This window comes from Bacillus sp. JFL15 (genome assembly GCF_001184225.1).
Classification (GTDB): Bacteria; Bacillota; Bacilli; order Bacillales; family Bacillaceae; genus Bacillus; species Bacillus siamensis.
This window is the reverse complement of record NZ_KQ236689.1, coordinates 2,407,960-2,422,196: the sequence shown is the minus strand read 5'-3', so window position 1 is coordinate 2,422,196 and position 14,237 is coordinate 2,407,960. Positions and strand designations below refer to the sequence as shown.

General features: G+C 47.5%; 11 protein-coding genes. 2 read left to right on the top strand and 9 right to left on the bottom strand.

From position 1 onward, the window contains the following. Positions 1-2: 2 nt before the first annotated feature. Complete coding sequence (locus AD710_RS12025) at positions 3-2,414, bottom strand: PEP/pyruvate-binding domain-containing protein (protein ID WP_049628128.1); 2,412 nt, start codon at positions 2,412-2,414, stop codon at positions 3-5. A gap of 263 nt (positions 2,415-2,677) precedes the next feature. On the opposite strand from AD710_RS12025, the gene AD710_RS20225 reads away from it, so the two are divergent. Next, entirely contained in the window at positions 2,678-2,800 is a 123-nt protein-coding gene (locus tag AD710_RS20225; RefSeq protein WP_269430491.1) for a hypothetical protein, read from the top strand. On the opposite strand, the gene AD710_RS12020 is transcribed toward AD710_RS20225, so the two are convergent. Together AD710_RS12020 and AD710_RS12015 are read right to left on the bottom strand one after the other, a co-directional pair. Then, positions 2,760-3,848: an acyltransferase family protein gene (locus AD710_RS12020; RefSeq protein ID WP_049628127.1), complete on the bottom strand. Its 1,089-nt coding sequence runs from the start codon at positions 3,846-3,848 to the stop codon at positions 2,760-2,762. The genes AD710_RS20225 and AD710_RS12020 overlap by 41 nt on opposite strands. After that, positions 3,839-4,441: an NAD(P)H-dependent oxidoreductase gene (locus AD710_RS12015; protein ID WP_049628126.1), complete on the bottom strand. Its 603-nt coding sequence runs from the start codon at positions 4,439-4,441 to the stop codon at positions 3,839-3,841. The genes AD710_RS12020 and AD710_RS12015 overlap by 10 nt, the downstream gene beginning before the upstream one ends. Positions 4,442-4,662: 221 nt before the next feature. Here AD710_RS12015 and AD710_RS12010 point away from each other — a divergent pair, with 221 nt between their 5' ends. Then, on the top strand, positions 4,663-5,214 hold the full coding sequence (locus AD710_RS12010) for a PadR family transcriptional regulator (RefSeq protein WP_049628125.1): 552 nt from the start codon (positions 4,663-4,665) through the stop codon (positions 5,212-5,214). Positions 5,215-5,253: 39 nt separating this feature from the next. On the opposite strand, the gene cyoE is transcribed toward AD710_RS12010, so the two are convergent. From cyoE to AD710_RS11980, 6 genes are all read right to left on the bottom strand, one after another. Beyond that, positions 5,254-6,201 carry a heme o synthase gene (gene cyoE / locus AD710_RS12005; protein ID WP_049628124.1) on the bottom strand — a complete coding sequence of 316 codons (948 nt, stop codon included), beginning with the start codon at positions 6,199-6,201 and terminating at the stop codon, positions 5,254-5,256. Between the two features lie 303 nt (positions 6,202-6,504). Beyond that, entirely contained in the window at positions 6,505-7,362 is an 858-nt protein-coding gene (locus AD710_RS12000; protein WP_049628123.1) for a catechol 2,3-dioxygenase, read from the bottom strand. A 16-nt stretch (positions 7,363-7,378) separates the two neighbouring features. Beyond that, complete coding sequence (locus AD710_RS11995) at positions 7,379-7,783, bottom strand: DoxX family oxidoreductase CatD (protein ID WP_003155526.1); 405 nt, start codon at positions 7,781-7,783, stop codon at positions 7,379-7,381. A gap of 167 nt (positions 7,784-7,950) precedes the next feature. Continuing rightward, positions 7,951-9,768 (bottom strand): ABC transporter ATP-binding protein, encoded by a 1,818-nt coding sequence (locus tag AD710_RS11990; RefSeq protein WP_049628122.1) that lies wholly within the window; start codon positions 9,766-9,768, stop codon positions 7,951-7,953. After that, positions 9,749-11,482 (bottom strand): ABC transporter ATP-binding protein, encoded by a 1,734-nt coding sequence (locus AD710_RS11985; RefSeq protein WP_049628121.1) that lies wholly within the window; start codon positions 11,480-11,482, stop codon positions 9,749-9,751. Before AD710_RS11985 ends, AD710_RS11990 begins: the two co-directional genes overlap by 20 nt. A gap of 296 nt (positions 11,483-11,778) precedes the next feature. Next, positions 11,779-14,106 (bottom strand): peptidase G2 autoproteolytic cleavage domain-containing protein, encoded by a 2,328-nt coding sequence (locus AD710_RS11980; RefSeq protein ID WP_049628120.1) that lies wholly within the window; start codon positions 14,104-14,106, stop codon positions 11,779-11,781. Positions 14,107-14,237: the final 131 nt, after the last annotated feature.

Here is a 14,237-nt window from a genome sequence, read left to right as displayed (position 1 = left end):
TTTTATTCTATCAGTTTACCATTTTCCTCTTCAGAAGTGACCGGAGTCTGCCGCGGTTCCAGCTGGACGATGCCTTGCCCGCCGTCAACGGCCACCCTGTCCCCCGTTTTCAGTTTTGACGTTGCATTTCCGCACCCGACAACAGCAGGAATCCCCAGTTCCCGGGCGACGATCGCCGCATGGGACAAAGGGGCGCCGACGTCCGTTATGATAGCAGCCGCTCTTGGAAAAAGCGGGGTCCAGCCTACATTAGTTGTCGAGGTCACTAAAATTTCCCCCGTCGCAAAAGAATCCCCGTCTTCCGGGACATCAAGGACACGGACAATTCCCTCCACTCTCCCGGCCGCTCCCGCGAAACCTTTTAAAGTATACGCATCATCAGTTTCCGCAGGCATAAAAGCATCGTAATAATCCGCTCTTCTGTCAGGATCCTCAGCCCATTTAAACGGATTGAATCTTCCGTTAATAACGGATGGGAACGGCGGCAGTTTTTTATAAGTTTCATAGTTTTGCTTTCTCGCTTGAATCGACGCAACCGCCGGCTCTTTCCCCGCGAGCAGATCGGTTATTTCATGCAGATACAAGAAGAAAATATCGTCCTTCATGCCGGTCATTTCCGCCGCTCTGAGCGCGAATGCTCTGGCTGTCCGGTACACCCTGACAAATTCGGATCTGGTTGTTTCTCTAATATTCGCGTAATCTGACGCTTTTTCCATTTTGGCTTTGAGCCATTTGACCTTATGAGGAAACTTTTCTTCAAATCTTCGGAAGGCCTGTTCATGCGCCCGCTGCTGTTTCAAAAGCAATTGTTCGGCATCAATACCCGACTCCTTGTGTTCTTTGATCTGCTTCGTCAGCCAATCCCGGTTTTCTCCCGGATGCGGTATGGAAAGTTCGTATTCATGCGGGCCTCGATGGCCTTGGTTCCTGAGATATTCTTCCTCGCTCATACGGCCTTTCATGACTTGATCAATGCCGATAATCGGCTCCAGGCTGGCCAGTCCGCCTTTTCCCCTCAGATTGGAAAGCAGGAGATTCGCATCTTCTATGCCTGCGAGTTTTGTTAATTGAGAGGTTAACGACGAAGAAGATTGCGCAGAATCACGCCCGCCGGATATTAAGGCAAACCACGCGTTGCATAAATACGGATAGATCTCATTGTTCCATATCGCTAATAATGCCCGCTCCGTTTCGGCGCGTTTCAGCTTTTCCTCAATATTCCGGCACCACTCCGGCGATTCGTCCAAGTAGGAGGACATGTTTTTTTTTGCGTGCTTCATTTTCGACAGATACGGTTTCAGTTTTTTCGAGATGATCTTCAAAAGTTCATACTTTGAGAACGGATATAAAGGAATCTTCATTTCCGCCGGGATTTCTCCCAATGTATCGCTCATCATTTTTCCTATTTTACCGCCTTTCGGATTCAGACCGAAAGCGGCGAGAACGGAAAGAGGCTGGCTCATATTGTTATAGGCTCTTCCGCAAATATTGCCGGACCAGACATAATAGCCCGGAATAATGCCCGACTCTTCATCCAGATTCCGGAGGAGCGACCATGTCAGCGGCGTCATCACATCGGGAATCGCTTCTCCTATATTTGTGTTTGTCCATAAAAAATCACCGCTGAAAGAATCATTCCATTCATAGGTTTCCAGATTTCCGGCTTGTAAGGTCGTAATCGGGCGGGATTGAAGAATATACAATGTCCCGCCCGCGGCGGCCCATTCAATATCCTGCGGCCCACCAAGATCTTTTTCCAGCTTTTTCGCCAGTTTATAGAGCTTTGACGCATATTTACGAAATTCCCCGGGGCCGTCATATTTTTTCTTGGGCCGTGCCAGTTTAAAAGAAAAGGCATCGGCTTCCCCGGAAACGAGCTGCTCCCCGAGACCGTAGACGTAATTGCCTGTCATCTCCCGCCTGCTCCCCGTAATCGGATCTGCGGTAAACAGCACTCCGGATATCTCAGACGGTATCATCAGCTGGATGACGATTGCGATTTCATGCTCATCTTCCATTCCCTGAACGGCGCTGTACGCTTTTACCCTTTCTGACTGTGCCGATCGGCGGACTTCATCAATCGCCCCGGATATTTCTTGATCTGTTTTGACATTCAACACCGTATCGAATTCTCCGGCAAAGGAAGCCTGAGCGGAATCCTCGCTCAGCGCAGATGAGCGTACGGCAAACAACGCAGATGCATGGCGGCTGCGGATGGAATTCACATATTGATCAACAGCCTCTCTCGCCTGATGGCGGAGCTGTCCGTCCTGAAAGGCTGACGGCAAAATCACAAATCCTTCAGGCACAGGATATCCGCTTTGATACATTTTAGAGAGAATGCTTCCTTTTCCTCCCGCAGAGAAATAAAGTTTGGCCGGAAGTTCTCCGAATGTTTTGACACAGTCATTCATAATGTCCCCGCTCCTTTTTAGTCGTTCATCCAAGCTCACCGTTTTTCTCTTTTTCACTTTTTTTGAAAGTATTTCCTATAAGTATACAATATATCGGTCTTCACAAGGGAGAAAATCGATGGCGTTATTTTGTCATAAATGCATCCGGTCAAAAAGGACGCAGGCGGGGGGCTTCAGCCAGTGAACGCGCTATTAAAATTAGAGATAGGCTGCCCGATACTGCTTACCTGGCATTCGCTGTCGGCTTGCCCGGGGGGCTTTGTATGCAGAATGTACAACTATCCGTCCTCGTGCCGGATAAAGCGGACCCGCATCAAAAAGGCGGCCGAAACGCCGCCTTTTTTTTCAGACTGTGCGGCCTTGATGCGCCGCCGTATTTCTTTTAATCTGCTTCGGCTGATACACTTTCCCGACAAACAAGTATCCGTATCTGAAATGGTTGCACCCCCAAGATATGAAAATGGGACCGAGCGTGCAGATCAAAAATAACAGAAGGATGGCAGCCGGCAAAGGCATTGACCGCAAATAGCCTTCCAGGAGGTATCCGCTGATTAAAAAGTAGGAGTGCAGCAGATAGATTGAAAACGAATAGTTGCTGATCATCATCACAATCGCGGGCACTTTTTTGAGCTTTGAAAACAGATGAAAACACAGAAAGATCATACTGACCGCGTAAATCATAATATCTGGACGTTTAGAAGAAATGGACCCGCCGCTGGTATATGAAACGGCCACAATCAATATGGCCGATACGGCCGCACTGAAGTAAACCGCATAACGGTACTGATTGATGAGCGCTAAAAAACGCCGGTATTCCTTTCCGCAATAAAATGCCAGACAGAAATAAAACAGCCAGCCCGGAAACGGAACCCAAAAGAACGGAAAAATAGAATCAAGCCCCGATGAAGCAGGCGGATGAAAGATCGAAAAATAGGCCAGATAGACGGCATTGATGATAAACGAAACAGACAGCACCCACACGGGAGATGTGTTGTTCAGCCAGCGGTGCAGCAGCATATGGAGAATATAAAATTGAAAGATCACAAGAATGAAGTAGCCGATGAAGTTTCCTAAAAAGACATTTTCTAAAAATTTACCGAAAACCGAAACGAAACCGGCTCCCTTTTCTGCGACACTTTTCATTAAGATGGCATCCACCGCGGCGATAAACAGAAACGGCACGAAAATGACTTTTCCCCTTTTCTTTAAGAAACCTGCGGGGACGCCTTCCGGATAGGACCTGGCAAGCAGAAATTCCGAGATAAAGATAAACGCCGGCGTGCTGAACATCAGCAAAGTCCGGAATGCATCAACCGTACGGGCGGCGCTTGCTAAGGACTCTTCCTGAATCATCAGCACCATTGACACCACGTGCAGCAGAACGACACTTAAGCAGGACAGGCAGCGGATCACGAAAATTTCTTTTATTTGCATGCGGCCGCTCCTTTTTCACAAGCGCGGCGGACTTTGGCGTATGCCTGGCGCAGCCGCTTTTCCCGCAGCTCGGGTGTGCTCGTTTTAACTGAGGACATAAAGTTCCGTTCGGCTTTTTGAATGCCGCAAAATTGCAGAATTCCTTTTTTCAGCGTAATCCAGTCCGCGTTTTTCCGGAACCACTTTAAGTGCCGGTTCGGGGAGTCCGCCGTATAAAACACCTGTGCCGTCTCTGCCCGCAGCAGGCCTTTTACGCGGCCGTTTTCAAATGTATAGGCTTCTCCGGCGACAAGCACTTTGTCAAAAAAGCCTTTCATAATCGCCGGAACGCCTCCCCACCACAGCGGGTAGATGAAAATGAGATGATCCGCTTCTTTCATCAGTTTCCGGTATCTCTTCGTTTCAGCGTCCCGTTTCATATCCGTCCGCTTTTTTTCATCTCCGGCCTTCAGCACGGGATCAAATTGATCGGCGTATAAGTCAATGACAGTATAGCTTTTGCCGCTGTCCTTCAAAGCCATGGCGACATATTTTACGATAGCCGCATTGAAGCTGTTCTCATCCGGGTCTGCATACACAATCACCGTCTTCATATGTACCTCCCAGTATTTCTTAATTTTTACAATGATTATATCATGATGTCTTATGAATAAGGCAAAGACATGATGAAAGGGGTTTCAAATCTGTATGCGGCTGAAACCAAAATCCAATCCCGAAGTCTTTCTATGATCAGGATTTCCGCATCCGGCATTTCTGCGTTTTTTCGCAGCCGTGTGGTATACTAGCTGTCAAATGAATGGGCTTGGAGGACAACATGAGAATTTTAAAGTACGCGATTTTAGGGCTTTTAAGAAAAGGCGAATTGAGCGGATATGATATATCGAGCTATTTTAAAGAAGAGCTCGGCCAGTTCTGGAGCGCAAAGCACAGCCAGATTTACCCGGAATTGAAAAAACTGACGGCTGAGGGGTTTATTACGTTCCGCACTGCGATTCAAGGAACGAAGCTTGAGAAAAAATTGTACACGCTGACAGGCAATGGAGAACGGGAGCTTGCCGCCTGGCTGACGAAAAAAGATCCGATTCCGGAAACAGTGAAGGATGAATTTATGCTGAAGGCTTATTTCATCTCAGCTTTGACCCGGGAGGAAGCGGATGAGCTATTCACCGATCAGCTCGTAAAGCGGAAGGAAAAATTGTCCGACTTGGAAAACAGTTATCACGAACTGATGACATCGTCCGAGGATGCGGATTCATTTTCGTCTCCGGATTTCGGCCATTATCTCGTGCTGACAAAAGCGCTTGAGCGGGAACGCAATTACATTTCCTGGCTTGAAGATATTTTGGCTCTCATCAAAAAAGCATAAACAAAAAAACGGGCGGCTCTGTATCTATAAGCCGCCTGTTTACGTTCTGAGAACCGCCGTGATCAACGAATCAGCCATTAAAATAAGAAAAAGCAGGCTGAAATATACAATCGAATACAAAAACATCCCCTTCGACCATTGCGTGTCATCCGCCGCCTGAAAACCTTTGACGCTCCGGTACAGCCAGACGGCTCCGAGCAGAAGAGCGGACGCGGTATAAAGCGGGCTGACATCTATATAGAAAGGAACGAGCAGCGAAACCGCAGTCAGAACGGCGATGTAACGCAGCATTTTCATTTTTGTGACGCGGTTGCCTTTTACAATCGGCAAAAGCGGAATACCGGCGGCACGATACTCTTCCTTTCGCCTGATCCCGATCGCCCAAAAATGTGGCGGCTGCCACAAAAACATAATCGCATATAACAAAATCGCGGGCATATCAATACACCCGGCCAGCGCGCAATAACCGATTAAGGGCGGAGCGGCTCCCGGAAAGCTGCCGACAAATGTGCTCCAGACGGATTGTCTTTTAAACCAAAGCGTATAAACGACGGCATACAGTAAAAATGCAAGCAGGCCAAGAACGGCAGTCAGTACATTAAGCGCAGCAAGCATGATGAATCCGCATGCGCCGAGACAGATGCCATACAGGATCATGACTGGCGGCGGTATTTTCCCCGTGACGCTGGCGCGGGTGCGGGTTCGCGCCATCTTTGCGTCCATGCCGCGGTCAAAGAAGTTATTAAAAACAGTGCTTGACGCCATGACAAGTGCCGTTCCGATCATGGCGATCGTCATAGCGGCAAATATACCGGGTTCTCCGCCCGTCCTTTCTGACTGAAGCCACGCGATCCAAAACCCGCCCAATGCGGCGAGTGAATTCGAGATGATAATCCCCGGTTTGGCAAGGATGATAAAGTCCTTAACCGTAACCCGGTTTCCGTTATGCTTCATCGGCTGTTCCGTCTGTGCTGCATTAGAATTCATCAGTTCAGGTTCTCCTTTTTCGGCTTATCATATCAGGAAGAATAAGGAATTTCAATTCATATCGGTTATTTTTCACAAAATTGTAAATAGCATACGAAAAGCCTCATCTTCTGACTGGATGCGGCTTAATGCTCCCTCATCTGCCGACCGTACACAGTTTTCAATTCAGCGGAGGCCCTGAGCGCGGGCCGGCGATGGCGGGCTCCAGACGCCATTTTTGCGCGTCACTGTGATTTTAGCTCTCCTTTCGAGAACACTTCAGAAAAATAAAAAACCTTGCCGGTGAACGGCAAGGTTTCTTTCTTACAATGTAAATGCGATATCCGCCCCTGACACAGGGTCTTTAACGAATATGCCCGCTTCTTTTTCTTCAATCTCAAAGCCGGCATCGGTCAGCGCTTTTGTCACTCGTGACAGCTCTTTTTGATGCGGAAGCACGATGGTGTAATAATCCAGTCCGCTTGCGTTTCCCGGTTTCGGCGGCGCATGTGTTCCGGCCCATATATTCAGGCCGATGTGATGGTGATACCCTCCTGCTGAAACAAACAGGGCGGACATGGCGGCGTAATTGCCGACAATATCAAAACCGAGGATATCTGTATAAAAAGCTTTAGCTTCCTGTAAATCCGTCACATGAAGATGGATGTGACCGATTACGGTTCCTTCCGGAAGGCGGCTTTTCCGTTCAGCTCCGGCTTCTTTCAAAAGCCCGTTCACATCGACGGGCGCCGTTTGCATGACGTAATTGCCCTCTGCATCGCGCTGCCACGTGCTGCGGGGACGATCGGCGTATATTTCAATGCCGTTTCCGTCCGGATCAGACAGGTAAAGAGCTTCACTGACCGCGTGATCCCCCTGACCGAGCGCGATGCCGTTTTCAATCAGCCGGGCCAATGCGATGCCGAGTTCTTTCCGGCCAGGCAGAAGTATTGCGAAATGGTACAGGCCGGTGACAGACCGCTCCGGGAGAATGACGGCGCTTGGATTTTCTTCAAGCATCAGCAGGACGCGTTTTCCGTCTGCTGACAGTTCTGCGGAACGATCGGTTTGCGAGATGACTTGAAAGCCGATCACATTTTGGTAAAAGTCGAGCGACCGTTCCAAATTTTTGATAGTCAATTTGACATAACCGATTGCTGTATCTTGATGAATGCCGGTCATTTGAACGCCTTCTTTCTTATGCTGAAAAAGTTTCTCCCTTTTTTGATTTGAAAAGGAGCTGGTCCAATGAAAGCAGACGGCTTCCTGAAAGCGCTAAGTGAATAGATGCCACCAGTAAGATGAAATCAAATTCCGAGCCGCCCATAAATGGGGAGGAAAGCTTCGCCGTAAAGATGGCGCCGACTAATGTGACAGCAAATAGAACGCCGATTATGCGCGTCGCCAAACCGAAAAAGATCAGAACCCCGCCGACAAGCTCAATCGTTGCGATGACATAGACCATAAACGCCGGAAGCCCGATGCTTTGGAAAAATTGTGTGGTGCCTTCTAATCCTTGGAACTTGGATAAACCGTGTACAAAAAAGATAATACCTGTTACAACCCTTAAAAGCAGTGTTCCTGTTTCGAATGATTTATTCATAAAATCCTCCTTGAAAATTATTATCACTTACTTTATGTAAGCTAGTATATATACATAACTTATTTACGTCAAGTAATTTCGTTACATTTAACGAAAATAACTGAAAAGTACTATTTATCCTCATAAAAAAAAGACCTCCGCACTCTGTCGGAGGTCTTTTTCCCTATTTACGATTCCCGGAACTGGCTTTCATATAATTCTTGGTAAAAACCATTCTGGCTGAGAAGTTCGGCATGGGTTCCTTTTTCAGCCATTTCGCCGTCTTTCAGCACAAGAATCTGGTCGGCTTTTTGAATCGTGTTCAGCCTGTGAGCAATAATGACGCTCGTTCTGCCTGCCATTAAACGGCCGAGCGCTTCTTGTATTTTCACTTCGGTCACTGTATCAATGTTGCTCGTCGCTTCATCCAAAATGAGCAGAACCGGGTCCGCGAGCACAGCTCTCGCGATGGAAATGAGCTGCTTCTGTCCTTGGCTGATGCCCGCGCCGTTTTGGGTAAGAACGGTATCGTAGCCTTTCGGGAGCCGTTCGATGAATCCGTGGGCATTGGCGGCTTTTGCGGCTTCCTCCACCTCTTTGTCAGAAGCATCCAGCCGGCCGTAGCGGATATTCTCCCTGATAGTGCCCTGGAAGAGAAATGAATCCTGCAGAACAAACCCCATGTTTTTTCTCAGACTGGATCTTGTCAGTTTTTTGATGTCCGTTCCGTCAATGAGAATTTTTCCTTCATTCGGCTCGTAAAAACGGGCGATCAAGCTCGTAACGGTTGTTTTACCCGCTCCGGTCGGACCGACGAAGGCGATTGACTGTCCTTTCGGAACGCTGAAGGACAGATGTTTTAAGATCAGGCTGTCTTCCTGATAGCCGAAGGAGACATCGCGGAATTCAATGTCACCCGTTTTGATCGGCTGGTGCGCCGCATGCTCTTCATCTTCCCGCTCCTCTTTTTCATCAAGCACGTCAAACACCCGTTCAGCCCCGGCGATTGCCGATAACATCGTATTGAACTGATTGGCTAAATCATTCAAAGGGCGGGTGAACTGCCGCGAGTATTCGGCGAATACGACAATGGAACCGATTGAGATCCACCCTTTCAGCGCAAACAGCCCGCCGACCGCCGCTATAATCGTAAAGCTTAAATTATTTAAAGAGTTCATGACTTTCGGAATGAATCCCGAAATTGTCTGCGCCCAAAACCCCGATGATTTTAACGCCGCGTTTTTTTCTAAAAATTGCTCCATGACTCGGTCTTCTCTTGAGTAGGCTTTAATGACCTTCGCTCCTGATACCGACTCTTCAATAAAACCGTTCAGCTCGCCGAGGTTTTTCTGCTGCTGCTTAAACAAGAGTCCCGTCCGGTTGGTGATCCATTTGATGCTTAAAAACATGATCGGAATGATCAAAAGCGTAATCAATGTTAAAAGCGGGCTCATGTACAGCATCACGGCGATTGTGCCGACGAATGTAATGACGCTCGACAGCACCTGAATGACGGATGTATTTAAAGTGGAGCTGACATTTTCAATATCATTGGTGACCCGGCTCATCAAGTCGCCGAGCCGCTGTTTATCAAAAAACGGAATCGGCAGCTCATGCAGATGGGTAAACAGCTCGCTCCGCATTTTAAACACGGTGCTTTGCGAGATATTGATCATCCAATAGTTTTGAAACCATAAGGACAACGATTGCACGAGGTAAATCCCAAACAGTATGAACAGCACCCCCGCCAATCCGTCCGTCGTCTGTCCGACGATGAAATGATCAATCGCTTTCCCGATGACGAACGGTCCGAGGAGGCCGAATATGGCGCTTATGACTACCATGATGATCACAAGAGTCAATAGCCCTTTTTTCTCTGCTACATACGACCAGATTCTGCGCAGGGTCCCTTTTGCATCTTTTGCTTTCGCACGTTTTCTGCCGCCTTCACTCGATTTGAGCGGTATTTTCGGATAACGGAAAGGTTTACGAATGTCTTTCTCCACTGTCAGCTCCCTCCCTTCCGAATTGGGATTCATAAATCTGCCGGTACAGATGAGACTCTGCCATCAGCTCTTGGTGCGTGCCTTTTGCCAGCAGTTCGCCGTCTTCAAGCAATAAGATGGTGTCAGCCTTCATTGCGGTCGTTATTTTTTGCGTGATAATCAGTGTCGTGCATTCATAGGATCTGATCGCTTTTAAAAGCTTTGCTTCCGTCTGAAGATCCAGCGCGCTCGTACTGTCGTCTAACAGCAGGAGGGACGGCTTTCTGATAAAAGCGCGCGCGATGGAAATGCGCTGCTTCTGCCCGCCTGACAAATTGACGCCCCGCTGTCCCAGCACCGTGTCGTATCCGTTTGACAGCTTCATAATCGTTTCATGGATTTGCGCGTCTTTGGCTGCTTCCATTACTTCATCTAGTGAAGCATCCTCCCGCCCCCAGGCGATATTTTCACGGATTGTGCCCGAAAACAGGAGCACTTCCTGCGGAACATAGCCGATTTCCTTGCGCAGCCCGTGAGCGGAGAATTCACCGATCGGTTTTCCGTCTATGAAAATACTGCCTGAATCAGCCGTGTACAGGCGCGGAATCAGCTGAAAGAGCGTTGATTTTCCTGAGCCTGTCGCGCCCATAATGGCAACCGTTTCTTTCGGGCTGGCAGAAAAGGAAACGTGATGCAGCGCGTCTTTTTCCATGTCCGGATAGCGGAAGGACACTTCGTGAAACTCAATTTCGCCGGCAAGCGCTTGTGCCGGGTCATGTCCCGTTCCCTCGCCGCCTTCAGTTTCCAGCACCTCTCCGATTCTTTCGCCGGAAGCTTTCGCCCGGGAAAATACCATAATGAGAAATGGCAGGACGGACAGCGCGCCTGTAATCCGCGTCGCATAGTTAATCACGGAAACGATATCTCCGACCTGCGCCCCGCCCTGATCAATGCTTTTGGCGCCGAACCATAAGATAAACAAAATGCAGCTGTTCATCAGCAGCATTAAGATCGGCATCGCCGCTTCCACGAGACGAAAGGCGGATACTGTTTTTTCCATCAGCTTCGTATTCGATTTCAAAAAACGTTTCACTTCGTGGTTTGCACGGAGAAGCGCTTTAATCAGTTTGATCGCCGTCAGGTTTTCCTGCATGATCGTATTGACCTGGTCAAGCCGCTTTTGCACAGACCGAAACAGCGCGCCGCCTCTTTTCAGCACCCACAGCAAAAACAAAAGCAAAATCGGCACCGTGATCAGCAGAAAAAAACCGAGTTTCGCATTAACGGTCAGCGAGAGAATAATGCCGCCCGCAATCATTAACGGCGCCCGAAGCATAAACCGAAGACTCATGAAAAGCATATTTTGGACCTGCGTCACATCGTTTGTCAGCCGGGTGATAAACGATGTGGATGAGAATTGCGCAAACGTCGAATAGGAGAAGGACTGGATTTTTTGAAATAGCCCTTTTCGCGTATCATACGCATAGCTTTGGCTGATGTGGGCGGAGTAGAACGAATTTAAAATGCCCGATGCAAATGAAACAACGGTCAGTCCGATCATCACGCCGCCCCACAGCCAGACCGTTCCGAGCTCCTGCTTTAAAATTCCTTCATCGATGATTTTCCCGATCAGCAGGGGCTGTATCAGCTCTACCGCAAGCTCGATGAGCATGAAAAACAGAGCGATTCCCGCCAACAGAGAATACGGTTTTACATATGATAAAGCCTTTGACATGTGTAAGCCTCCAAATTCTTTGTTCAGTATGTATGTATATTTATTTTATTTGTTTGTCTTAAATGAATAAAGGATTAACCCTTGAACCCGCACCTTTTATTATGTACTTTGTGAAGAAAAAACGGAAATCATTGAAGATCAAAATTGAAGGAATGAGGGATGCAGATATATGGAGGCTGTCTTATCTTTTCTTTTTACCAGCTCCTGAACCGAAGCCTTGATTTTAAAATAAATTAGCGGAGCCTTTAAAAAGGCGTCCGCTATTCAGGATGGTCATTTATGCTTTGTCATTTCATCTAACGAATAAAAACGAGAGCGACCCCGAATCCTTTATCGGCATCAAACTCTTTGATCACTTTCATGACCTGCCAGCGCTGGTTTGGAGCGTCGGATTTTGCTGCAATCCCGTTATGGGCATGAATAAAATCTCCCGCTTTCACAGTCTCATCGCATTTGACATATACCTGACCGATAAGCCCGACAATGTTCCACTCGTCTCGTTCTTGTCTTGAAGTGTAGTCTTCTTCAGGGCGAAAGTCCGGATTTTCTTTTGGCGCCATGACCGTATGGCCGTTCGCATCTTTCTGTTCTTCATAAACATAGCCGCCAAACTCATTCTTTACGTATCGTCCCGACCAGTGAAAACTCGACTCACCGAGAATCACTCCGGCAGTCTCGGAAATAACACCAAGCATGAGATCACCCTTTTCGGCCGGTCTGATCTTATCACCTTCAAGTGTGACAAGTGTTCCCGTCGGAATTTTCTCCCCGGTCAGGCTCTCAAAATACTCAGCGTAGTCAGAGAATGTCGAGGAACCTGTTACGCCTCCGGAAGCCTTAATTGTTCCTTCTTTTGCGTGAAGCTCAATTTTTCTGTTGGCTGATGACGGAGTGCTGCCGGCACCCCAGCCAAGTGCTACAGAATCTGAATTCGGGTTAATTGTATTGTACGAAGACAGCACTGAAGATTGTGCCGCTCCGGCCGCTCTTCCCCGAACAGAACCAGCCACAAAATTATTGTTCCCTGTAGCATGAGATTCACGGGAGCCAATGACTCCGCTTCCTTTATGTTTGAATAAGAAATAAGGAGTGACTGCTCCTCCAATGTTAAAGTCAGTTTCATAACCTGAAAAATCACAATTGGATACATTAAGGTCTGGATCTGAGGAATAAATTCCAACTGTCCCGCTATTATTTTTTGGAGATCTCTGTCCCCAAACATTGCTAACAACAGACTCGTACATTCCGCTGCCGAATGCAACTCCTTTTTTTCCGGAGTCAATCAATGTGACACCATCCACCATCACTTTCCCTACTGAGTTATCCCCGCCGACAATATATAAGTCGTTGTCTGCAGTTTTAAATCCGCGGATGGTTATATTCTTTAGACTGATTAAGCGTCCTTTATAAAATACGCTGACTACCGAATTCCCCTTATAATCAATTGAACTGTCATCACAAATAGCATGGAAATTCACAACGCTAACACCATCATATCCGGAGATTTGCAACGCGTTTGGACCCGCCCCTTTGTATAGATCATTTGGTTTAGGGTTATATGAGATACAATTCGCAAGCTGCACATCATGTGCTGTCGCTGACTGAGGTTCGCTTGCTGTGTGGTGACCGATATGGCGAATGCTATATCCAATGGCATTTTCATATGCGCGACAATTAACAAGCTGTACTCTCTTCGCAGCCGGTGCATAACCGTGTGCTTTAATTTCAAAGCCTCGGACTCCTCCAATTGAGATACAACTATCAATCATGACGTCTTGAGAGCCGTCATCAATTTCAAAACAATTCGTATTAGAAGTTCCGTCATTCAGCCCCATTGGATGGTAAGAGAGGCAATGACTGAAAGTCGTGTGTTTCCCAAAATGACAAGTAAAGTTATCATCGCCGGACCCTGTTGCTTCACAATGAGAAAACGTTACAAAGTTACAGCCGTTGGGCTGATAATAAGTGGGGTCGTCCATTTCTCCATGTCTGTTATAGTTCGGGCTTGTAGAATCAAAGCCGTGCAGGCCGCCGTTCTTCGCAAACACATGCTCGACAAAAGAATAGTCAACATTCGCAAAAAGCAAACAGCTTGAAGTAGGACCCTTCGGAATCTTCCAGCCGGCAGGACGCGTATCCTTGTTCCAGTCCAGCGTAAGATGGCCGACGTAAATATTTTCATTACCGTTTGTATAATCGCTGTTGGTCAGAACAGAATGGCCGACCGGTGTTTCGTCTAATAATTTAATGACCGTTCTTTTCTTGCCTGCTCCGACAAGCATTGTATTTGACGGAACAAACAATCCGGATGTTCTGAATACACCCGGGGGAACCGTTACGACATAACCTCCGTCGGCCATAGCATCATGAAATGCCTGCGTGTCATCTGTTACTCCGTCACCTTTAGCCCCAAAATCCATAACGTTTCGCTCTGTCACATGTTCAAATCTGTTTTCATACATTTTAAGTCTTTCATTTAAATTTTCATAAGTTGACGTGCCATCACTAAGGGCAGCACCGATTTTGCTGTCAATCGCTTCAAAGTTTTGAGCAATGCTTTCAACTTCAATCCCCTCCGTTTTATCGGGTTTGTAAAGTCCTAAGAACGTCGTATAGTTTGTCATGATCTTGCCTCCCATTTTTTAATTGCTATTTGAAACATCGCAGAAGTCATTCCGTTTTTGCATCTCCCGCTTTCACTCCTGCATGTACAGGTGGCAAAGGTATGACAAATTCATTCATACATTTTTTCAAA

What these genes read in the sequence shown, in the direction of transcription:
- AD710_RS12020 (WP_049628127.1), bottom strand. Translation starts at nt 3,848, where the DNA reads ATGCAAATAAAAGAAATTTTCGTGATCCGCTGCCTGTCCTGCTTAAGT.
- AD710_RS12015 (WP_049628126.1), bottom strand. Translation starts at nt 4,441, where the DNA reads ATGAAGACGGTGATTGTGTATGCAGACCCGGATGAGAACAGCTTCAAT.
- AD710_RS11980 (WP_049628120.1), bottom strand. Translation starts at nt 14,106, where the DNA reads ATGACAAACTATACGACGTTCTTAGGACTTTACAAACCCGATAAAACG.
- AD710_RS12010 (WP_049628125.1), top strand. Translation starts at nt 4,663, where the DNA reads ATGAGAATTTTAAAGTACGCGATTTTAGGGCTTTTAAGAAAAGGCGAA.
- cyoE (WP_049628124.1), bottom strand. Translation starts at nt 6,201, where the DNA reads ATGAATTCTAATGCAGCACAGACGGAACAGCCGATGAAGCATAACGGA.
- AD710_RS11985 (WP_049628121.1), bottom strand. Translation starts at nt 11,482, where the DNA reads ATGTCAAAGGCTTTATCATATGTAAAACCGTATTCTCTGTTGGCGGGA.
- AD710_RS20225 (WP_269430491.1), top strand. Translation starts at nt 2,678, where the DNA reads ATGCAGAATGTACAACTATCCGTCCTCGTGCCGGATAAAGCGGACCCG.
- AD710_RS12000 (WP_049628123.1), bottom strand. Translation starts at nt 7,362, where the DNA reads ATGACCGGCATTCATCAAGATACAGCAATCGGTTATGTCAAATTGACT.
- AD710_RS12025 (WP_049628128.1), bottom strand. Translation starts at nt 2,414, where the DNA reads ATGAATGACTGTGTCAAAACATTCGGAGAACTTCCGGCCAAACTTTAT.
- AD710_RS11995 (WP_003155526.1), bottom strand. Translation starts at nt 7,783, where the DNA reads ATGAATAAATCATTCGAAACAGGAACACTGCTTTTAAGGGTTGTAACA.